Here is a 19,410-nt window from a genome sequence, read left to right on the forward strand (position 1 = left end):
TGCTGATTGGTTTCGTGACTACTTTGTTCATTTCGCTGCTGATCTTTCGAACATGACGATGTCTTGTCTGACGTGCCGCATCGACGGCACGCCGCCACGCTAACATGCAGGCCTCGCATACCATTTTAGCCGGCGCCACGCCGGCTTCGTCCTCCCGAATGAATTCCCGTGCGCTGACCGCGACTGCCGCGGTCGCGGCAATTCACATCGCTTTGCTTGCGGTGATCCTGACGCTGCGTCATGAACCGCTGCAACCCGTGATCGAAGCGAAGGTGATGACCGCGCAGCTGCTGGCGCCGGCGCCGGTCGCCGCGCCCGTCGCGGTGCAATCGATCGCTCCGCCGCCGCCCAAGCCAACACCGCCGGTTCACACCAAGCCGAAGGTCCAGCCCAAGCCGACACCTACCCCGACACCCACGCCGTTGCCGGTCGCCGCGGCTCCGTCGCCGACGCCTGTCGCCGCGCCCGAGCCGACGCCCGCGCCCGCCGCACCGGCGGCGCCGGCCGCTCAGGCCGCGCCGGCGATCGGTCGTCCGACCATGGACATCACGGCACCGAAGAACGTCTCGCACATCGAGTGCAGCATGATCACGCCGGACTACCCCGCGCTGTCGAAGCGCCGGGGCGAAACCGGTACGGCCTATGTGACCTTCGTCATCGGACCAACGGGAAAGGTTGAAAGCATCTCGCTCAAAAAGAGCAGCGGCTTCAGCCGTCTGGACGACGCCGCCATCGCCGCCGCGCATGCGAGTTCGTGCAAGCCCTATCTCGAGAACGGCCAGGCCATTCGGGCCACGGCCACCCAGCCTTACAACTTCAATCTGAACGATTGAGGCAGATTTTAAAAACAAGGAATTGCAATGCAAAACTACGGATTGGCGCACGTGTGGGCGCAAGGGGATTTCGTGACGCGCGGTATCGCGCTCGCGCTGTTGATCATGTCGGTTATGTCGTGGAGCGTGATCGTCATCAAAGGCTGGAATGTGATGCGCCTCAAGCGTCTCACGAAGAATGCCGAGCAGCAGTTCTGGCATTCGGACGATCTCGCCGACGGCGTGAAGAAGCTCGGCGCGGAATCGTCGACGCCGCAGGACAACCCGTTCCTCGCACTCGCCCTGTCGGGCCAGGAAGCCGCCGATCACCATCATCAGACGCAACCGCATCTGCACGATCGCATGGACGTGTCGGATTGGGTGACGCGTTGCCTGAAGGACACGATGGACGAAAGCGTCGCGCGCATGCAAAGCGGTCTGGCGATTCTCGCCTCGATCGGCAGCACGGCGCCGTTCGTCGGCCTGTTCGGCACGGTGTGGGGCATCTATCACGCCCTGCTGGCAATCGGCGCGAGCGGTCAGTCGTCGATCGATCAGGTCGCGGGCCCGGTGGGTGAGGCACTGATCATGACCGCATTCGGTCTGTTCGTCGCGATCCCGGCCGTGCTCGGCTACAACGCACTGACGCGCGCCAACAAGGCGATCGTCGCCAAGCTGAGCCGCTTTGCACACGGCCTGCATGCATTCTTCGTGACGGGCGCCCGTCTGTCGTCATCCAAGCGCGGCGACGGTTTGCGCCTCGCGCGCGCCAACTGATCGACGAGGCACTCCGATGGCAATGAGCCCCTTCGCCGGCGACGATGACGACGGCCTGATGAACGAAATCAACATGACGCCGCTCGTCGACGTGATGTTGGTTCTCCTGATCGTCTTCATGGTGACGATTCCGGTGATTCGTCACGCGGTCAAAATCGATCTGCCGCATGCGAGCAGTCAGAAGGAAGACACCAAGCCTGCGCAAGTAACCGTCTCCGTCGATGCTGACGGCAACGTCTTGTGGGACGACAAGAAAGTCGACGACGCGGCGCTGCGCGCGAAGATTGCGGAGGCTGCGCAAGCGAATCCGCAGCCGGAACTGCATCTGGATGCGGACCGCAAGGTCGCGTACGAGAAAGTGGCTGAAGTGATGTCGGCGGCGCAGGCCGGCGGTCTCACCAAGATCGGCTTCGTCACGCAGCCCAAAGGCAAATAAGCGCAAGTGATCTGTGCGCAGTAATGCTGCCCTTGTTACGCAGCGTCTGCCGAAAAAGCACAAAAGCCCTTGAAACAAGGGCTAAAAGTAAAAGGCCTTCATCGTCAGATGAAGGCCTTTTTTTGTGCGCACTCGGCGCCTTCGGGCGGCGGGATCATTTGCCATCAGAAGTTGACTGATAGCTCGAGTCACCGCATGCGACAGCCGTGATCGACACGGACAGCGCGGTCAGCCCTATCAGGCCCACTATCATAGAGGCCATGAGTTTTCGCATAAGAGACTCCTTAGCGAAGGGATTTCACTATAGGCCCGCGAGCGCGGGCATTCAAGCAAACTGTCATTGAAAGTACTCATGACAGGCGGCGCTTAAATGCTAAAAGCGATGTTGCCACGCCTGATAAGTGCTATATGGCAACCGCGAAAGCGGGCTGCGCAGCGTTTTGCTCGGCGCGCGTCGGACACTCGCCCGTGATGTACTTACCTTCGTCCGGATCGAGCATTTCAACCAGATAATCGACGAACGCGCGCACAGCCGGCACCATTCCCTGCCGTGACACGAATACCGCGTACAACTGCGGCGTCGGAAAGGTCCAGCCGGGCATCACCGGCGACAATTGCCCCGCGCGCAGTGCGCTGCCGTACATCATCTCCGGCAATGCGGCGATACCTACGCCGGACAGCACCGCTTGACGAATCGTCATCAGATCGGCGGTGACGAGGCGCGGCTCGTGTTCGTGCGCGTGGTGCGTGCCGTCGGGGGCGATCAGATCGAAGACGTGGCGTCCGTCGCCGGTCGGCACGTCGAGCGTTTCGAAACGGCCCAGATCCGCAGGCAACAGCGGCGGCGCATTCTGCTGCAACAGGCTCGGCGCGCCGACCAGCATCTGCTGCGTGCGCCACAACGGGCGCACGACGATGTTGGCGTTTTCCGGCGGAGCGGAGCGCACACGCAACGCAATGTCGATCGAATCCTCGAACAGATCGACGACGCGGTTCGTCACGCGCATCACCACGCGCACTTCCGGGTAGCGATGCATGAATTCCGGCAGGATCTGCGACAGGATGGTCTGCGAGACCGTCACCGGCACGCTCACGCGCACGGTGCCACGTGGCGAAGAACGCAACTGCTGCACGACATTGACCGCCGCCTGGGCCTCGCTCAGCATCGCCTGACAGTGCTGGTAGAAGAGCTGGCCGGCTTCAGTGAGCGCCAGTTTGCGGGTGGAACGCTGCAACAAACGTACGCCTAACGACGCTTCCAGCTCGGTGAGCCGGCGCGACAGGCGCGACTTGGAAATCCCCAGCACGCGCTCGGCGGCGGAAAAGCCGCCATGTTCGACGACCTGCGAGAAATACATCAGGTCATTCAGATTGTGTGAATCGATCTTCATCTCATCGTTCCAGTAATAGAACAATCCATTGCGTGAGGGTGGCTGGCGCCTAGGAAAACGGTCCCTATAATAGCTCTATGTTTCAAAAATAACGCTATTCCCCATTTTTTAAGGTGACTTTTGATGAGCACGACACGCACGATCGAACGCACGTTTCCCTCCGTTCGCACGACCGAAGGCGGCGGGTTTATCGTCCACCGTCCTTTTCCGACCCGTTTGCTGATGGATTTCGATCCGTTCCTGCTGCTCGACGAAATGGGGCCGATCGACTACGCGCCGGGCGAGGCCAAGGGCGCGCCGGATCATCCGCATCGCGGCTTTGAAACGGTCACGTACGCGCTCGAGGGTCAGTTCGGCCACAAGGATTCAGCGGGCCATTCGGGCACGCTGCGCGCCGGCGACGTGCAATGGATGACTGCGGGCGCAGGCGTCGTGCACAGTGAAATGCCGGACCCGTCATTCGTGCGCGACGGTGGGCGCGTGCATGGCGTGCAACTGTGGGTGAATCTGCCACGCCGCGACAAGATGATCGCGCCGCGCTATCAGGAGATACCGTCAGCCAGTATTCCGGTTGCAACGTCCACGGACGGCAAGGTGCGCGTCAAGGTAATCGCGGGCGAAGCGCTCGGCGTAAAGGCCGCGATCGAAACGCGCACTCCGATCCTGTTTCAGCATTTCTCGCTGCAACCGGGCGCGACGATCCAGCAATCGGTGCCGGCCGACTATCGCGTGTTTGCTTACAGCCTGTCCGGCAAAGGATTCTACGGCGAAGGGGAAGCTCGCCAGGAAATCGACGCGCAGAAGATGGTGGTGTTTGGGAACGACGGCGACTCGATCACGCTGACGGCCGGCGCCGAGCCGCTCGAAGTGCTGTTGCTGGGTGGCGTGCCGCTGAAAGAACCGGTGGTGCGCTACGGTCCGTTCGTGATGAACACGGAAGACGAAATCCGTCAGGCCGTGACCGATTATCAGGCCGGACGCATGGGCGCGATCACTCACTGATCTGCCACACCGGCACGCGCCACCGCTCACGATTGCGGTGGCGCGGGCCCTCACCACACCGCCCGCGCCGCCTGTGCGCATGGGCGCGAAGGCCGGTGAATTCGTTCACAATAGCAATTCATGCCGCGCACCACACTGTCCAGACGTGACGGCTCGTGGCGCGCGGCGATTTCCGTCCCTGTTCAGGAGCGCGCATGGCAGAGTCCACCGTCACCGCCCACATCGGTTCGACGAATTTCCAGGTCCTTTTCGACGACGGCAAGCACACATGGCTCGCCGACGAACCCGAGTCGCTTGGCGGCGGCGATCGCGGGCCGACGCCCGTCGCGCTGTTGCTGTCGAGCCTCGGTGCCTGTACGTCGATCACGCTGAAGATGTACGCTCAGCGCAAGGGCTGGCCGCTCGCCGACGTGCGCGTGGCGCTGTCGCTCGAAACCGGCGACGCGGGCTCGACCATCGACCGCAAGATCATGCTGGAAGGCGATCTGTCCGACGAGCAGCGGGAACGGCTCTTGCAAATTGCCAATGCGTGCCCGGTTCACAAGATCCTCACGCATTCGATCACGATCCGCTCGGGTCTTGCTGTCGTCTGAAATGCGGGTCTCGCGTGCCGTCACATTGGCGCGATAGCTCGCGGAGCGCGACAATGGCGTGATTGGCTCAACCGGGCTAAACGTTATGCAACGCTTTCATAGGAAGCCGCCGTTTTGAATTTCGAACACCTTATCCAGATCAACGATCCGTTGAATCCGTTTGTCGACTCGATGACCCGCGAGCAGTTGTGGGAAGGTCTCGTGCTGCGCGCCGAACAGCCGCAACTGTTCGTGATCGGGCTCGACAGCTGCACCATCCTTTCGCGCGAAGGCGACACGCTCGAACGGGAACTGCACTACGGCCAAGCCACCGTGCGCGACCGTGTCACGCTGGAGGATCGCCAGAGCGTGCGCTACGACATTCTGCCAACCGCGGACTACGTTGGCGGTTCGCTGACAATGACGATCGAACAGCCTGACGATCTGCAGTTGTTCCTGCGCTTCGAATACACGACCACCCTGCCCGTCTCCGACGACCAGGACGCCGTGACGACCCAGGAAATCGTGAAGTCCGCGTATCGCGAGAACGATATCGATACCGTGCGGCTGATTCGCCAGTACGTGCAGGCCAAGCAGGAACCCGGTTCGTTGCATTGATGCGTGTGCGGGCGCTCAGCCCGCACCATTCGACTATCGAAAGTCGGATCCGATGAATTTCTCTTTCTTGTAAATGGGAATAGTTATCATTTAGAATTAATCCATCGAATCGACCAACAGCAAAAACGAATGACCGATCTCAACCGCTCTTCCACACTCAGCCTGCGCCGCCCGGCGGCCGCGCTGACCAGCCGTCCGAAAGCATCGACGGCGACGGCAACCGCCGCGAAGCCTGCAGCGGATCACGCGAGCGGTACGAGTGAAAAGTCGGATCGGGTGGTGCGCAGCGACGCGCTGCTGCAAGGACATAGCCACGTCAGCATTCTGCATAACGGCGAGACCTACCAGCTGCGTGCAACGCGCTTAGGCAAGCTGATCCTGACGAAGTAACAGGCAACACTGAATAGCAGTACGTACCGGGTATTGTGGGGACCACCTCCTCGAGAGGTGTTAGGCATTAGCCAGCCACGACGGCTTGCACGTGAGAACTAGACCCCTTCGTGCAGACACCAAGCCAGTCGTCGCAGCCAGCCAGGCCGCTTTTTTGGTTCTCACCCAATGCGGATACACGAAACGACGTGTGTCGCAGATTCAGAAAATGAAAAAGCCGTGGGATGTTGTCATCTCCACGGCTTTTGTTTTACAGGGTGCCGATCCGGTCCCGGCAGCGCATTGAAGCGGTTAGGACTTACTTCGAAGCCCAGCCCCAGAACATGAGCCACCATGCACTATCGACCACGGCCAGCGCCGCTGCGAACCACACCATCGCAAGGCCGCGCTGGACGAAGCGCTCGCTATAGCGCCGTGTAACGAGCCAGGCGAGCCACGCACTCCACAGGTTGGCAATCGCCAGAATCGCGATACGCATGTCCGACGCCCACCACAGCGACAGATGCTCCGCGCGCAGCAGCGACAACGTGGTCGCCGACAAGCCGAGAAACACCCCCGCGCCGGCAATCGGAATCAGGCCCTGCGTCAAATGATGCAGACGCACGAAGCTGAACCGCCCCAGCATGCGCGACGCGCCCATCAGCAGCACCAGCAGCACCGTGCCGTACACCAGCGCCGTGGCGAGGATGTAGCCGATCACCATCGTGCCGTCGAGCCACGAGAACACATCGTTCTGCTCGGGGTAATGCGTGAACAGGAACCACGGCGCGTTGGTGTCGAGCGGCCAGGTGATGTCGTGATCGACCAGCCACGTAGCGAAGAACATCTTCAGGTCGACGAACCAGCGCGAAGCGGTCCAGTGGAATGCGCCGATCGCAATGCCGAGCAGGCCGTACAGGATCAGCGCGGTGTCCCACGGATTCGCCTGTTTATCGCCGAGCTGCACGACTTCCGACGACGGCGCGCGCCACGTCAGCGCGATCGCGTCGCGGTGTCCGCTGCAACGGCCGCACATATGGCAGTCCGACGCACCCTTCATATTGCGCAGCGGCACCAGCGGCGCGCAGTTGATCGGAATCACGCGATGCCCATGTTCGCCGTTCTTGTACGAGCGGCGCCACGCGTCTTCATCGACTTTGTAGTGGAACGGCGCGAGACGCGCCAGTAGCGAAAAAACCCCATTCACGGGGCACAGGTACTTGCACCAGACGCGCTTCTCGCGTCCGTACAGCAGACCGATGATCATCGCCGCGAAGGTCGAACCGCCGAGCACCAGCAGCACCGCTTTCGGATACTGGTAGACGCTGACCATCTGCCCATAGATCGTGGTGATGCCGAACGCGACGAACGGCCAGCCGCCCCAGCGCATCCAGCGCGGAATCGCCCAGCCGCGGCCGTATTTGCTGGCGAATTCGGCGAGCGCGCCCTCCGGACAGAGCACGCCGCACCACACACGGCCGAGCATCACCATCGACAGCAGCACGAACGGCCACCAGATGCCCCAGAACACGAACTGCGCGGCAAGCGTCAGGTTGTTCCACAGATGCGCGGTGTCGTCAGGCAGCGGCGTCACCGCCGGCACGAGAATCAGGAACGCGTACACCGCCACCACAACCCACTGAATGCCGCGGATCAAACCGCCGTGACGCTGCATCCACTGCCCGGCCGCAGCGAGGCGGCCCGGACGGGTCATGACAGTACTCATGCCGCGCGCCCTGCAGCCTGCTGCGCCGGCTTGCGATTCGCACGACGCACCAGCAGATAGACGACCAGCCAGTACACGGCGTAGGCGACCAGATTCATCAGCGCCGGGTGGGCGCGATAACCGGTGAGCGTCGCGACCAGCGAACCGAAGGTACTCGAATCGTCGAGGATGGCTGACGAGTTCCACATCTGGTCGATGATCGTCGGCAGGATTTCCTTGTCGATCAGCTTGTCGACGCCTGTCTGGAACAGGCCCGCGCCGAGGAACAGCAGCATGATTTCAGTGACGCGGAAGAAGAGCCGCCACGAGAAATACTTGCCGCCCAACTGCAAAACATAGAAGGTCAGGAATGCAAGACCGAGGCCGATGATCACAGCGAGCGTCTGGCTGCCATCCACGTGACCGGATTGGCCAAAGCCGAGACCGTACAGGAAGATCACCGTCTCACTGCCTTCGCGCGCGATGGCCAACGCGACCAGCAAGGCGACGCCCCACCAGTTCGAATCGCGCTGGCTCTTTTGCAGCGACTGTTCCATGTCGCGCTTGAGCGACCGGCCGTGCTGCTTCATCCACAGCACCATCTGCACGATCAGCACACACGCGACCAGCACCATGGCGGTCTGGAAATAATCCTGCGCGTCACCGGAGAGGACTTCGGTGAAACCGACCAGTGCCGCGCCGAGCGCGACCGCCGCGATCACACCGGCCGCGACGCCGCCCCACAGGTACGGCAAACCGCGGCGCGCATCGTCATCGCCATTTTTCAACCACGCGTACAGGATGCCGACGACCAGCAAGGCCTCGACACTTTCCCGCCACACGATGAACAGAATCTGACCCATCCAAGCTCTCCCTTCTACCCTTCTACCCTTCTACTGCTTCGTCGAACGCGTAGCCCGGTTGTTCAAGGCATGTGCTCGCACCCCAAGCCACGACGATTACTTCGCGACGATCACACCCTGCGCCTGCTGATGGAAATCGTCGAAGAACTTGTACTCGCCCGGCGAGAGCGGTGCGATGACGACGAACGAATCGCCGCCCGGCGCCAACACTTTTTCTTTACGCAACTGCACGCTTTCGAATTCGGCCGCGCCCTTGCCGGTGTTGCGTATCGCGATCTTGATGCGCTGTCCTGCCGGCACTTCAATACGCGCCGGATTGAGCTTGCCGTCGTTCATTTCCAGATTGAAGGTCGGCAGATCCGCTGCGTGCGCGGCTCCCACCGTCAAAACGGTCATGGCGAGGAGCGCGATCTTTCGGTTAATTCTCATTAGCCTTTCCGGAAAACGCGGCGCCGGGGTTCATGCCTGGCACCGTCTGCTGCATTCATTCATACGGTTCGCTCCGCGTTCGGCGGGCGAACCGTGATGATTCGCGACGATCCGCGGTGATCAGTACCCACCCTTCTTGCCGATGCCCGCGTACGTGAAGTCGTATTCGAGCGTGATCGGCTTGAACCACGGACCCACGCCGGTTTCCTTGTCGACGTGACGGCCGAACGCCATATGACCGGTTTGCATCGGCGCTTCAACCACCAGCTTCAGATGATATTTGCCGGGGCCCTGCAGCTTGACGTTGTCGCCGTAGTGCGGACCGTCGTTGGCAACCATCGCCATCATGTCGCCCTTCTGGGTCTGATTCGAACCGGCTTTGGTCAATTCATAGCGAACTTGCAGATACGGCATCCAGTCGCCTTCGGCGAAACCGGTCGGATTGTTCTTGACCGCGTGGATGTCGGCTTCCAGGTGGACGTCCGAATCCGACGCCTTGCGCATCATGCCTTCGGGTTCCATCGTGATCGGCTGCAGATAGACCGCGCCGATTTCCATGCCGCCCTGAATCTGGTGCTTGCCGATCGGGTATTCCGCTGCCGTTGCGGAGAGCGCCGCGACCGCGGCCACCGCTGCTGCGCCACCGCGCACAAATGAAGAAATCCGCATTGAAACTCCTTGTTTTTATCAGACTGGAATCGAATTCATTGGAACAGTGCGGCGCCCATGCGTTTTAAGCCGTGGCCCTCACGTCCACTGACGGGGCGACAGACCGCAGACAATTGCATTACGAGCCGCATTACTAACGCTAATGCGAACCATTCTCAATATTGCGCGAGTTTATCATTGATCGGCAACGAGAACAAACGAGGACGCTCGCAAAGCCTTACGGCAGCAGGGACTTAAGGCGGTGTTAAGGAAAGCGCAGGCGAAGGTGTTGGCGGGGTGTAATGCGCAGAAAAGACAAGGCGCGGCACATTGCCGCGCCTTGCTTTGCGCCTTGCTTCGCACCTTGCTTGACAGGCAGGGAGAATTTATTCGACGCCGGGCACGTGGTCGCCGACGTTCGCGCCAAATACGCGCTGCCGCAGCAGCGCCAGCTGGTCGCGGGTCTGGGCGGCCTTTTCGAACTCGAGGTTCTTGGCGTGCTCCATCATCTGCTTTTCGAGGCGCTTGAGCTCCTTGGCGAGCTGCTTCTCGGACATGTCCTCGAATTTCGCCCGAGTCTGCTGTTCCTTCAGCTCGGCGCGGGCGTCGTCGACGTTGTACACCCCGTCGATGATGTCGCGAATCCGTTTGACCACGCCGCGCGGCGTAATGCCGTGCTCCAGGTTGTAGGCGATCTGCTTGGCGCGCCGCCGCTCGGTTTCGTCGATGGCGCGGCGCATCGAGTCGGTCACCCGGTCTGCATAGAGAATCGCTTTACCGTTCACGTTACGCGCCGCCCGGCCGATGGTCTGGATCAGCGAGCGCTCGGCGCGCAGGAAGCCTTCCTTGTCCGCGTCGAGAATCGCGACCAGCGAGACTTCCGGAATATCCAGCCCCTCGCGCAGCAGGTTGATCCCGACCAGCACGTCGAAGGTGCCCAGCCGCAAATCGCGGATGATTTCGACCCGCTCCACCGTATCGATGTCGCTGTGCAGGTAGCGCACCTTGACGCCGTGGTCGGCCAGAAACTCCGTCAGTTGCTCGGCCATCCGCTTGGTCAGCACCGTGACCAGCACACGGTCGCCCACTTTGACGCGCTCGTTGATCTCGGCGAGCACGTCGTCGACTTGGGTCCGTGCCGGACGCACCTCGATTTCCGGATCGACGAGGCCGGTGGGGCGCACCAGTTGCTCGGCCACCTGCCCCGCCGTTTTCTTTTCGTAATCGGCCGGCGTGGCCGACACGAACACGACCTGGCGCATCTTGCGCTCGAACTCGTTGAACTTGAGCGGGCGATTGTCGAGCGCCGACGGCAAGCGAAAACCGTAGTCGACCAGATTCTCTTTACGCGCCCGGTCGCCGTTGTACATGCCGTTCAACTGCCCGATCAACACGTGCGACTCGTCGAGCAGCATCAACGCGTCGGAGGGCAGGTAGTCGACCAGCGTCGGCGGCGGCTCGCCGGGTGCCGCGCCTGAGAAGTGCCGCGAGTAGTTCTCGATACCCTTGCAGAAGCCCAACTCCTGCAGCATTTCCAGATCGAAGCGGGTGCGCTGCTCGAGCCGCTGCGCTTCGACGAGCTTTCCGTTGCTGTAGAAGAACTCGAGCCGGTCGCGCAGTTCGGTCTTGATCGTTTCGACCGCGCGCACCACGGTGTCGCGAGGCGTCACATAGTGCGACGACGGATAAACGGTGAAGCGCGAAATCTTCTGCCGCACGCGGCCGGTGAGCGGATCGAACAGTTGCAGCGTCTCGACCTCGTCGTCGAATAACTCGATGCGCACCGCCATTTCGGCGTGCTCGGCCGGGAAAATATCGATCGTGTCGCCGCGCACGCGGAACGAACCGCGCTGGAAGTCCGCTTCATTGCGGTTGTACTGCATCGCGATCAGGCGGGCGATGATGTCACGCTGGCCGAGCTTGTCGCCGGTACGCAGCGTCAGAATCATCTTGTGATATTCCGACGGGTTACCGATACCGTAAATCGCCGACACGGTGCCGACGATGATCACATCGCGCCGCTCCATCAGGCTCTTGGTGGCCGACAGCCGCATCTGCTCGATGTGCTCGTTGATCGACGAATCTTTCTCGATGAATAGGTCGCGCTGGGGAACATACGCTTCCGGCTGGTAGTAGTCGTAGTACGAGACGAAGTACTCGACCGCATTGCGCGGAAAAAACTCGCGAAACTCGGAATAGAGCTGCGCGGCGAGCGTCTTGTTCGGCGCGAACACGATCGCCGGCCGGCCGAGCCGCGCGATGGTGTTCGCCATCGTGAAGGTTTTGCCGGAGCCGGTCACGCCGAGCAGCGTCTGGAACGACAAACCGTCCTCGATGCCTTCGACAAGCGTGTCGATTGCCGTCGGCTGGTCGCCTGCGGGCGGATACGGCTGGTAAAGCTGGAACGGCGAGCCTTCGAACGTGATGAATTTGGATTCATCGAGCGTCTCGTCGACTTCAGTCAGATGTTGTTCGGACATGGGGGCGGCACCGGGCCTTGGGCAAAGAACTATTCTAACGGGTTGCGGGAACCCGGGCTGAGCGGGTCTGCGTAGGGATTGCGGGGCGGACGGATGCGCGCCAGTTGGCCGATGCGGAGGCAATTTCCCGTCGGCTCGAGGCCGCGGGTCGGCCTTCGGCGGCTTCGTCGCGGGCAAAGCCGCTAGGACGAGATGACACCGGAGTGCCTGTTTTTCAAGCAAATAATTCAGTTCAGCAGGCTTTGTCGCCCGAAAAACGCCTGTGAATTCGCTACAATGGCAAGTTGCGCTCGCCCGTCGACGCCCGCCCACCGTCTGAATTGTCCGTTGTTGTCTGTCAGACACCGTTGGCCGGGCCGCCCGGGCTTGAAGCCGCCCTCTTTTCACAACTGCTGCCATCCATCATGTCTCTGTTCTCCGCCGTCGAACTTGCTCCCCGCGACCCGATTCTGGGCCTGAACGAAGCCTTCAACGCCGATGCGCGCACCACCAAGGTCAACCTTGGTGTTGGCGTGTACTTCAATGAAGAAGGCAAGATTCCGCTGCTGCGCGCCGTGCGCGACGCGGAAAAGGCTCGCGTCGAAGCCGCGCTGCCGCGTGGCTATCTGCCGATCGAAGGCATCGCTGCCTACGACGCTGCCGTGCAGAAACTGCTGCTCGGCAACGACTCGCCGCTGATCGCCGCAGGCCGCGTCGTGACGGCGCAAGCACTGGGCGGCACGGGCGCATTGAAAATCGGCGCCGACTTCCTGAAACGTGTGAACCCGAGTTCCAAGGTTGCGATCAGCGATCCGAGCTGGGAAAACCACCGCGCGCTGTTCGAAGGCGCCGGCTTCGAAGTCGTGAACTATCCGTACTACGACGCGCACACGCACGGCGTGAACTTCGAAGGCATGTTGAGCGCGCTGAACAGCTATGCCGCGGGCACGGTTGTCGTGCTGCACGCGTGCTGCCACAACCCGACCGGCGTCGACCTGACTGTCGACCAATGGAAGCAGATCGTCGAAGTCGTCAAGGCGCGCGATCTGGTGCCGTTCCTCGACATCGCTTACCAGGGTTTCGGCGACAACATCGAATCCGACGCTGCAGCAGTCCGTCTGTTCGCGGCATCGGAACTGAACGTGTTCGTGTCGTCGTCGTTCTCGAAGTCGTTCTCGCTGTACGGCGAGCGCATCGGCGCACTGTCGATCATCACCGCAAGCAAGGAAGAATCGGCTCGCGTGCTGTCGCAATTGAAGCGCGTGATCCGCACGAACTACTCGAACCCGCCCACGCACGGCGGCTCGGTGGTCGCTGCGGTGCTCGCATCGCCTGAACTGCGCGCCACGTGGGAAAGCGAACTCGCCGAAATGCGCGACCGTATCCGCGCAATGCGCAACGGTCTGGTCGAACGTCTGAAAGCCAGCGGCGTGGATCGCGATTTCAGCTTCGTGAACGCACAACGCGGCATGTTCTCGTACTCGGGCCTGACGGCTCCGCAAGTGGACCGTCTGCGCGAAGAGTTCGGTATCTATGCAGTGGGCACGGGCCGCATCTGCGTGGCTGCGCTGAATACGCGCAACCTCGACGTGGTGGCTAGCGCGATTGCTCATGTGCTGAAGTAAGGCTTTCAGGGCGCGGGCGTTAGTCGCGCGCGCTTTGCCTGATTGTTGCTGCTTAAGCTGCATGTAGAAACGGCGCCCTTTCGGGCGCCGTTTTTTATTGGCCAGCTGTTGTTGCCGGACGTGTGAGTCGTGTGAGTGTGACCCGCCGATAAGCACCTGCCGGCACTCCTTCCGTCACCTACGGCCGCTTCAGCGCGAATCCCGATGGATATCGTGCGTGACAAAACCTGCGTCGTTATCAGGCATGTCGAGCCAGTCCGGTTGTGCGAGCGACCGGCGGATATCTTCCAGGCCGCTGCTCCAATGTTCACGCATTGTAGAAAGGCCGAACTGGAAGTCCTTGAAATGCCCTTCGTATTCCTTCTGCCGATAGATGAGGTGGATCACGTTGTAGCGTTTCGAACACGACAGATCATCTGCCAGCTTGCACCACGGATCGTCGCGCTGATCAGCCGGCACACGATCGAGCACCTCGCGCAGCACATGCCGGAAACGCTGCGAACGTTGCAGCATATCGGTCACGAGACGTGTGCGGCTCGAGTACTGGATGTCCTTCATGCGCCCCTGAACATCGGTGATGTTGTCAGGCACCGGCCCGACCGCGCTCCAGAGATCGACCTGAAACGCAAGCGTATCGCGACGCGGGGTGGTCTGAATTACCTCATAGAGCGGCGTGTTCGACATCAGGCCGCCGTCCCAGTAGAACTGGCCGTCGATTTCGACCGCCGCGAAACCCGGCGGCAACGCACCTGATGCCATGAAATGCTCGGGCCTCAGTTTCGTATGCTTGTTATCGAAGTAGGCGAAGTTACCCGTGCCGCAATTCACCGCGCCCACCGACACGCGCGTCTCGCCGGAATTGATGCGATCGAAATCACAGAGCGCTTCCAGCGTAGCCTTGAGCGGCGTGGTGTCGTAGTAGCTCGCCAGTTGCGGCGGCCCGGAGACGGTGGGCAACGGCGGCGGGAAACGCGGCACGAAGAAGCCCTTTTGCCCTTCCACGATCGCGCCCATCGCCTGAGTTGCCGTGAAGGCCTTACGAATGGCCTCACTGGAATTGAACAGCGCGTGCTCGATAAAGGCCGGCAACGGTGGCCCGAACGCTGGTTGGCAGATCGTCTCCCAGAATTGCAGCAACCGCTCGACGCGTTTCTCCGGCGGATTGCCGGCAATGATGGCTGTATTCAGCGCGCCGATCGAAATGCCGGCGAGCCAGTTCGGCTGGATACCGGCTTCGTAAAGCCCCTGAAAGACGCCGGCCTGATAAGCGCCCAATGCGCCGCCGCCTTGCAGCATCAACGCGACGGTTTCGTAGTTGGGAACGTGGAGATGCTGGCCGGGATGGGGATGCGTGGAGGGAGCCGGACCGGCGCCCTCGCCTTCCTCGCCGCCGGGCGCGCCGACGCGCGCCCGCTTGAGATTGCGTTGCGCCATGGGCGCCTCCTTATTGCATGTACCAGCCGTGGCTCACAATAAAGGACTGGCCGGTCAGCGCCGCGCTCGGGAACGTGGACAGGAACAACACCGTCTGCGCGACGTCTTCCACCGTGGTGAAGATGCCGTCGACCGTGCCGCCCAGCATCACGCGCTTGATCACGTCTTCTTCGCTGATACCAAGCTCCTTGGCCTGCTCGGGAATCTGCTTGTCGACCAGCGGCGTACGCACGAAACCCGGACACACCACGTGCGAGCGCACATTGTGCTTCGCGCCTTCCTTGGCCAGTACGCGTGAGAGGCCCAGCAGCGCATGCTTGGCCGTCACATACGCTGACTTCAGCGGTGACGCTTCGTGCGAATGGACCGAGCCCATGTAGATCACGATGCCGCCGCGATCGTCTTTGTACATGTGCTTGAGCGCGGCCTTGGTGGTGAGGAAGGCGCCGTCCACGTGGATGGCCTGCATCTTCTTCCAGTCGGAAAACGAATAGTTTTCGATCGGATTGACGATCTGGATGCCGGCGTTGGAAATCAGAATATCGATCGAACCGAACTCGGCCGCGACTTTATCTATGCCCTGGTTGACGGCGTCTTCGTTCGTGACGTCCATTGCCACGCCGATTGCCTTGCCGCCGCCCTTTTTGATTTCTTCAGCGACGGCGTTCGCGCCGTCCTGGTTCAGGTCGGCGATCGCGATCGTCGCGCCCGCCGCGGAAAGCGTGAGCGCAATCTGCTTGCCGATGCCGCTCGCGGCGCCCGTAACCACCGCAACCTTGCCATTCAGATTCGTGTTCAGTGACGACATCCAGAACCTCCATGCAGTTGATGAGCAATGAGACCACGGACCGCAGGCGGCGTGAAGTCAGCCAAACGGCATAGACCGTTCGGCCGAATGCTGCACTGCGGCCAACGCTGCTATTGTGCATGAACCGTGTGAACAGCATCCGAAAACTGCACATCGAGCTTTATCTCTTTAAACTGGACGTTTCAGCGAGATTCCGGCGGCATCACTACCAAGGAGGAATGCATGAATTATCGACGTCTAGGCCGTTCGGGCCTGCAAGTCAGCGAACTGTCCATCGGCTCATGGGTCACCTACGGCAATCAGGTGGATCATCGTGCAGCGCGCGAGTCGCTCGCAGCCGCGCGCGACGCGGGAGTCAACTTCTTCGACAATGCCGAGGTGTACGCTGGCGGCCAATCCGAAGAAATCATGGGTCAGGCGCTCAAGGAACTGGCATGGCCGCGTGTGAGCTACGTGGTCTCGACGAAATTTTTCTGGGGCCTCAACGAAGCGCCGAACCAGTACCACACGTTGAACCGCAAATATTTGCTGAACGCCATCGACACGTCGCTCAAACGCCTGCAACTCGATTATGTCGATCTGGTGTTCTGTCATCGTCCTGACCCAAACACGCCGGTCGAAGAAACCGTCTGGGCCATGAGCGACATGATCACACGCGGCAAGGCTCTGTACTGGGGCACGTCTGAATGGAGCGCCGACGAAATCCGCGCCGCTTACGAGATTGCCGAACGGCATCATCTGCACAAGCCGGTCATGGAGCAGCCGCAGTACAACCTGTTTCACCGCAAGCGCGTTGAGCAGGAATACAAACGGCTTTACGAGGATATCGGCCTTGGGCTCACCACGTGGAGTCCGCTTGCGTCCGGCCTGCTCACCGGCAAGTATCGCGACGGCGTGCCTGCCGATAGCCGCGCGCAACTGCAAGGTTACGACTGGCTGCGCAAACAGGTCACCGACGCCGGCAAAAACAACGTGGTCGGCAAGCTGGGGGAAGTGGCCGACGAGCTGGGTTGCACGATCGGCCAGTTGGCGATTGCATGGATTCTGAAGAATCCGAATGTGAGCACCGTGATCACCGGCGCGTCGCGCGTCGAACAGATCGGGGAGAACATGAAATCCGCCGACGTGGCGGAACGGATCACGCCGGAGATCAAAGAGCGGATCGAGGCGGTCATCGGCGACGCCTACGACTGATTGGCCAAGCCGGACCCGTCCAGACCGGATCGGATCGGTCCGGATTGGTCCGCGGAGCACGGCCCATGCATCATCGGGGCCGTGTCACGCGCAACGCAAGGCGGAGTGCAGCGCGGCGTCGCGTACAATACGCGACCGCGCTGCACTTCTGTTGTGCTGCCGCATTGCACTCGCATCGCCGAATCCGCCGTGGACCGGCACGCCCTCTTTCAGTGTCTCCTCATCATGCTCAGCTACCGTCACGCCTTTCATGCAGGCAATCACGCCGACGTTCTGAAACACGCCGTCGTGTTGCAGCTACTGCGCTACCTCGGCCAGAAGGACAAAGCCTACTGGTATATCGACACGCACGCGGGCGCCGGCGTCTATTCACTGAAGGAAGGCTACGCGACCAAAACCGGCGAGTTCCAGACCGGCATCGCCAGACTATGGGAGCGTAACGACCTGCCGTCGGTTTTCGCGGAGTATGTCGACGAAGTGAGCGCGCTGAATCCGGACGGCCAGTTGCGCTTCTACCCGGGCTCGCCGTATATCGCGTGGCGGCAAATGCGCGAGCAGGACCGCATGCGCCTGTTCGAACTGCACACCACTGAAATCGACGTGCTGCGCCATAACTTCCGCGACGCAGGGCGCCGCGCAATGCTTTATGCGGGCGACGGCTTCGACGGCATTCTCGCGTTGCTGCCGCCGGCGCCGCGCCGCGCGCTGGTGCTGCTCGATCCGTCGTATGAAGACAAGCGCGACTACACGCGCACACTGCGCTGCGTCGAAGAAAGCCTGAAGCGCTTTCCGACCGGCACCTACGCGGTCTGGTATCCGCAGGTAAAACGCCTTGAATCGCAACGCTTCCCCGATCAGTTGAAGAAGCTGCAGGAGCGCAACTGGCTGCATGTGAGCCTGACCGTCAGCAATCCGCCGACCGACGGCTTCGGGTTGTTCGGCAGTGGCATGTTCATCCTGAATCCGCCGTATACGCTGGCGAAAACGCTGAAAGACCAGATGCCCTGGCTGGTCGAGGCGCTCGGCGAGGACAAGGCCGCGCAGTTCAAGGTCGAATATCGCGGCGACTGAACACGTCCCGGACCGCACATGGGTGCCTTGCCCAGCGGGATGACACGTGCGCGACCGGGCAAATCAGCCGCCGCCGGATTGCTTACTTGAGTTGCGCCGCTGCCTTGCGGGCGAAATCGTTGGTATAGGTCGAGTTCAGATCGATCTTTTTCGGATCGAGACGACTATCGAACGACGACAAAGCACGCAGTGAAGTCGCCGGACCGTCCGCGGGCATCAATCCATCCGGCGAATACGCGTCGCGCACGTTGTGGAATGCCTCCACGTAGAGCGCCGAGTCGTTGAGCAAATAGGCCGGCGGCACCATCTTCAGCAAGTCGGCGTCGCTCGCGGTCTGCAACCAGTGGTCCGCGCGCACGATCGCATTGGCGAGCGCCTGTGTCGTCTTCGGATACTTCTGGATGAAAGTCTCCGAAGCGTAGAGCGTCGCCGCCGGCATCGTCCCGCCGAATACCTCCTGCGTGCCCTGCACAGTACGTGTATCGACCAGCACTTTGATCGCGCCGCTACGCGCCAGCTTGGTCATCATCGGATCCACATTGGACAGCGCGTCGAGCTGACCGCCGCTCACCGCGGCCAGTACCGTGGCGCCGCTGCCCACGCCGATCGCTGAAATCTCGTTGCGCTGCACGCCTGCCTTGCGCAAAGCCACGGTCAGCACCAGATCCGTCGACGAACCCGGCGCGCTCACGCCGACTTTGGCTCCCTTGAAGTCCGCCAATGTCTTGATCTGATCCGCCTTCGACTTCAGCACCGCGACAACGATCTGCGGCGCGCGGCCCATCAGCGCAAACGCGCGGTAGTGTTGTCCCTTTGCCTGCATGAACAGCGTGTGCTCGAATGCTCCAGCCCCCACGTCGGCGCTGCCCCCCACGACCGCTTCCAACGCCTTCGAGCCGCCCGCGAAATCTTCGAGCGTGACGTCGAGTCCTTCGTCCTTGAAGTAGCCCAACTGCTGTGCGGCGAGTACCGGCAAATAGTAAAGGCCCGGCAACCCGCCAACGGCCATCGTGAGCGTGGGCTTTTCCGGTGTGTCTTTGGCCTGCGCGACGCCTGGCAGCGTCGCAGCTACGATCAGCGCGAGCAACGTGGCGCAGGTGCCGGCGGCACGCCGCATCCCGTGAATAGGCATGTGATGTCTCCTTGTTCTGTTTTCATTCGATGCGATGGCGCTGCGTACGATGCATGCTCCACATC

The 19,410-nt window shown here is 61.4% G+C and carries 19 protein-coding genes; 10 read left to right on the forward strand and 9 right to left on the reverse strand.

What is annotated here, in order from left to right; all coding sequences use genetic code 11:
* The first annotated feature begins 104 nt into the window (after nt 1–104).
* The 3 genes from R8871_RS34460 to R8871_RS34470 are packed head-to-tail and all read left to right on the forward strand — an operon-like array spanning nt 105 to nt 2,025.
* Entirely contained in the window at nt 105–833 is a 729-nt protein-coding gene (locus R8871_RS34460) for an energy transducer TonB (RefSeq protein WP_175054408.1), read from the forward strand.
* Nucleotides 834–860: 27 nt separating this feature from the next.
* On the forward strand, nt 861–1,589 hold the full coding sequence (locus tag R8871_RS34465; RefSeq protein ID WP_054042128.1) for a MotA/TolQ/ExbB proton channel family protein: 729 nt from the start codon (nt 861–863) through the stop codon (nt 1,587–1,589).
* 16 nt (nt 1,590–1,605) lie between these two features.
* Entirely contained in the window at nt 1,606–2,025 is a 420-nt protein-coding gene (locus R8871_RS34470) for an ExbD/TolR family protein (protein ID WP_054042130.1), read from the forward strand.
* A 404-nt stretch (nt 2,026–2,429) separates the two neighbouring features.
* Here the strand turns inward: R8871_RS34470 and R8871_RS34475 are convergent, their stop codons facing one another.
* Nucleotides 2,430–3,416 (reverse strand): LysR family transcriptional regulator, encoded by a 987-nt coding sequence (locus R8871_RS34475; RefSeq protein ID WP_175054409.1) that lies wholly within the window; start codon nt 3,414–3,416, stop codon nt 2,430–2,432.
* A 123-nt stretch (nt 3,417–3,539) separates the two neighbouring features.
* Between R8871_RS34475 and R8871_RS34480 the strand changes: the two genes are divergently transcribed.
* The 4 genes from R8871_RS34480 (at nt 3,540) to hemP (ending at nt 5,998) form a co-directional block, all read left to right on the forward strand.
* Nucleotides 3,540–4,418: a pirin family protein gene (locus tag R8871_RS34480; protein WP_175054410.1), complete on the forward strand. Its 879-nt coding sequence runs from the start codon at nt 3,540–3,542 to the stop codon at nt 4,416–4,418.
* A gap of 194 nt (nt 4,419–4,612) precedes the next feature.
* Nucleotides 4,613–5,011, forward strand: coding sequence for an OsmC family protein (locus R8871_RS34485; protein ID WP_175054411.1), 399 nt, complete (start codon nt 4,613–4,615; stop codon nt 5,009–5,011).
* Between the two features lie 114 nt (nt 5,012–5,125).
* Nucleotides 5,126–5,608 (forward strand): SRPBCC family protein, encoded by a 483-nt coding sequence (locus R8871_RS34490; RefSeq protein ID WP_175054412.1) that lies wholly within the window; start codon nt 5,126–5,128, stop codon nt 5,606–5,608.
* 129 nt (nt 5,609–5,737) lie between these two features.
* Nucleotides 5,738–5,998 carry a hemin uptake protein HemP gene (gene hemP / locus R8871_RS34495; RefSeq protein ID WP_093646606.1) on the forward strand — a complete coding sequence of 87 codons (261 nt, stop codon included), beginning with the start codon at nt 5,738–5,740 and terminating at the stop codon, nt 5,996–5,998.
* Nucleotides 5,999–6,296: 298 nt separating this feature from the next.
* Here the strand turns inward: hemP and R8871_RS34500 are convergent, their stop codons facing one another.
* The 5 genes from R8871_RS34500 to uvrB all read right to left on the reverse strand — a co-directional run bounded on the left by R8871_RS34500 (nt 6,297) and on the right by uvrB (nt 12,102).
* On the reverse strand, nt 6,297–7,703 hold the full coding sequence (locus tag R8871_RS34500; protein WP_175054413.1) for a 4Fe-4S binding protein: 1,407 nt from the start codon (nt 7,701–7,703) through the stop codon (nt 6,297–6,299).
* Nucleotides 7,700–8,545 carry an FTR1 family iron permease gene (locus R8871_RS34505; protein WP_175054414.1) on the reverse strand — a complete coding sequence of 282 codons (846 nt, stop codon included), beginning with the start codon at nt 8,543–8,545 and terminating at the stop codon, nt 7,700–7,702. The genes R8871_RS34500 and R8871_RS34505 overlap by 4 nt, the downstream gene beginning before the upstream one ends.
* 96 nt (nt 8,546–8,641) lie before the next feature.
* Nucleotides 8,642–8,974: a cupredoxin domain-containing protein gene (locus R8871_RS34510; RefSeq protein WP_175054415.1), complete on the reverse strand. Its 333-nt coding sequence runs from the start codon at nt 8,972–8,974 to the stop codon at nt 8,642–8,644.
* 120 nt (nt 8,975–9,094) lie between these two features.
* Entirely contained in the window at nt 9,095–9,643 is a 549-nt protein-coding gene (locus R8871_RS34515) for an iron transporter (protein WP_054042141.1), read from the reverse strand.
* Nucleotides 9,644–10,008: 365 nt separating this feature from the next.
* Nucleotides 10,009–12,102, reverse strand: a complete 2,094-nt coding sequence (gene uvrB / locus R8871_RS34520; RefSeq protein WP_093646596.1) for an excinuclease ABC subunit UvrB — start codon at nt 12,100–12,102, stop codon at nt 10,009–10,011.
* Between the two features lie 404 nt (nt 12,103–12,506).
* On the opposite strand from uvrB, the gene R8871_RS34525 reads away from it, so the two are divergent.
* Nucleotides 12,507–13,706, forward strand: a complete 1,200-nt coding sequence (locus R8871_RS34525) for an amino acid aminotransferase (RefSeq protein ID WP_175054416.1) — start codon at nt 12,507–12,509, stop codon at nt 13,704–13,706.
* Between the two features lie 189 nt (nt 13,707–13,895).
* On the opposite strand, the gene R8871_RS34530 is transcribed toward R8871_RS34525, so the two are convergent.
* Both R8871_RS34530 and R8871_RS34535 read right to left on the reverse strand, forming a co-directional pair.
* Complete coding sequence (locus R8871_RS34530) at nt 13,896–15,140, reverse strand: DUF3734 domain-containing protein (protein ID WP_175054417.1); 1,245 nt, start codon at nt 15,138–15,140, stop codon at nt 13,896–13,898.
* 10 nt (nt 15,141–15,150) lie between these two features.
* A complete protein-coding gene (locus R8871_RS34535) occupies nt 15,151–15,948 on the reverse strand; it encodes a 3-hydroxybutyrate dehydrogenase (RefSeq protein WP_175054418.1) in 798 nt (265 codons plus the stop codon).
* Nucleotides 15,949–16,170: 222 nt separating this feature from the next.
* On the opposite strand from R8871_RS34535, the gene R8871_RS34540 reads away from it, so the two are divergent.
* Complete coding sequence (locus tag R8871_RS34540) at nt 16,171–17,142, forward strand: potassium channel beta subunit family protein (protein WP_175054419.1); 972 nt, start codon at nt 16,171–16,173, stop codon at nt 17,140–17,142.
* Between the two features lie 225 nt (nt 17,143–17,367).
* On the forward strand, nt 17,368–18,213 hold the full coding sequence (locus R8871_RS34545; RefSeq protein WP_175054420.1) for a 23S rRNA (adenine(2030)-N(6))-methyltransferase RlmJ: 846 nt from the start codon (nt 17,368–17,370) through the stop codon (nt 18,211–18,213).
* An 82-nt stretch (nt 18,214–18,295) separates the two neighbouring features.
* On the opposite strand, the gene R8871_RS34550 is transcribed toward R8871_RS34545, so the two are convergent.
* Nucleotides 18,296–19,345, reverse strand: a complete 1,050-nt coding sequence (locus R8871_RS34550) for an ABC transporter substrate-binding protein (protein WP_175054421.1) — start codon at nt 19,343–19,345, stop codon at nt 18,296–18,298.
* Nucleotides 19,346–19,410 lie beyond the last annotated feature (65 nt).

Origin of the sequence: Paraburkholderia sediminicola, from assembly GCF_902859805.1 — a bacterium.
GTDB lineage: Bacteria > Pseudomonadota > Gammaproteobacteria > Burkholderiales > Burkholderiaceae > Paraburkholderia > Paraburkholderia sediminicola.

What these genes read in the sequence shown, in the direction of transcription:
- R8871_RS34460 (WP_175054408.1), top strand. Translation starts at nt 105, where the DNA reads ATGCAGGCCTCGCATACCATTTTAGCCGGCGCCACGCCGGCTTCGTCC.
- R8871_RS34465 (WP_054042128.1), top strand. Translation starts at nt 861, where the DNA reads ATGCAAAACTACGGATTGGCGCACGTGTGGGCGCAAGGGGATTTCGTG.
- R8871_RS34470 (WP_054042130.1), top strand. Translation starts at nt 1,606, where the DNA reads ATGGCAATGAGCCCCTTCGCCGGCGACGATGACGACGGCCTGATGAAC.
- R8871_RS34475 (WP_175054409.1), bottom strand. Translation starts at nt 3,416, where the DNA reads ATGAAGATCGATTCACACAATCTGAATGACCTGATGTATTTCTCGCAG.
- R8871_RS34480 (WP_175054410.1), top strand. Translation starts at nt 3,540, where the DNA reads ATGAGCACGACACGCACGATCGAACGCACGTTTCCCTCCGTTCGCACG.
- R8871_RS34485 (WP_175054411.1), top strand. Translation starts at nt 4,613, where the DNA reads ATGGCAGAGTCCACCGTCACCGCCCACATCGGTTCGACGAATTTCCAG.
- hemP (WP_093646606.1), top strand. Translation starts at nt 5,738, where the DNA reads ATGACCGATCTCAACCGCTCTTCCACACTCAGCCTGCGCCGCCCGGCG.
- R8871_RS34500 (WP_175054413.1), bottom strand. Translation starts at nt 7,703, where the DNA reads ATGAGTACTGTCATGACCCGTCCGGGCCGCCTCGCTGCGGCCGGGCAG.
- R8871_RS34505 (WP_175054414.1), bottom strand. Translation starts at nt 8,545, where the DNA reads ATGGGTCAGATTCTGTTCATCGTGTGGCGGGAAAGTGTCGAGGCCTTG.
- R8871_RS34510 (WP_175054415.1), bottom strand. Translation starts at nt 8,974, where the DNA reads ATGAGAATTAACCGAAAGATCGCGCTCCTCGCCATGACCGTTTTGACG.
- R8871_RS34515 (WP_054042141.1), bottom strand. Translation starts at nt 9,643, where the DNA reads ATGCGGATTTCTTCATTTGTGCGCGGTGGCGCAGCAGCGGTGGCCGCG.
- uvrB (WP_093646596.1), bottom strand. Translation starts at nt 12,102, where the DNA reads ATGTCCGAACAACATCTGACTGAAGTCGACGAGACGCTCGATGAATCC.
- R8871_RS34525 (WP_175054416.1), top strand. Translation starts at nt 12,507, where the DNA reads ATGTCTCTGTTCTCCGCCGTCGAACTTGCTCCCCGCGACCCGATTCTG.
- R8871_RS34530 (WP_175054417.1), bottom strand. Translation starts at nt 15,140, where the DNA reads ATGGCGCAACGCAATCTCAAGCGGGCGCGCGTCGGCGCGCCCGGCGGC.
- R8871_RS34535 (WP_175054418.1), bottom strand. Translation starts at nt 15,948, where the DNA reads ATGTCGTCACTGAACACGAATCTGAATGGCAAGGTTGCGGTGGTTACG.
- R8871_RS34540 (WP_175054419.1), top strand. Translation starts at nt 16,171, where the DNA reads ATGAATTATCGACGTCTAGGCCGTTCGGGCCTGCAAGTCAGCGAACTG.
- R8871_RS34545 (WP_175054420.1), top strand. Translation starts at nt 17,368, where the DNA reads ATGCTCAGCTACCGTCACGCCTTTCATGCAGGCAATCACGCCGACGTT.
- R8871_RS34550 (WP_175054421.1), bottom strand. Translation starts at nt 19,345, where the DNA reads ATGCCTATTCACGGGATGCGGCGTGCCGCCGGCACCTGCGCCACGTTG.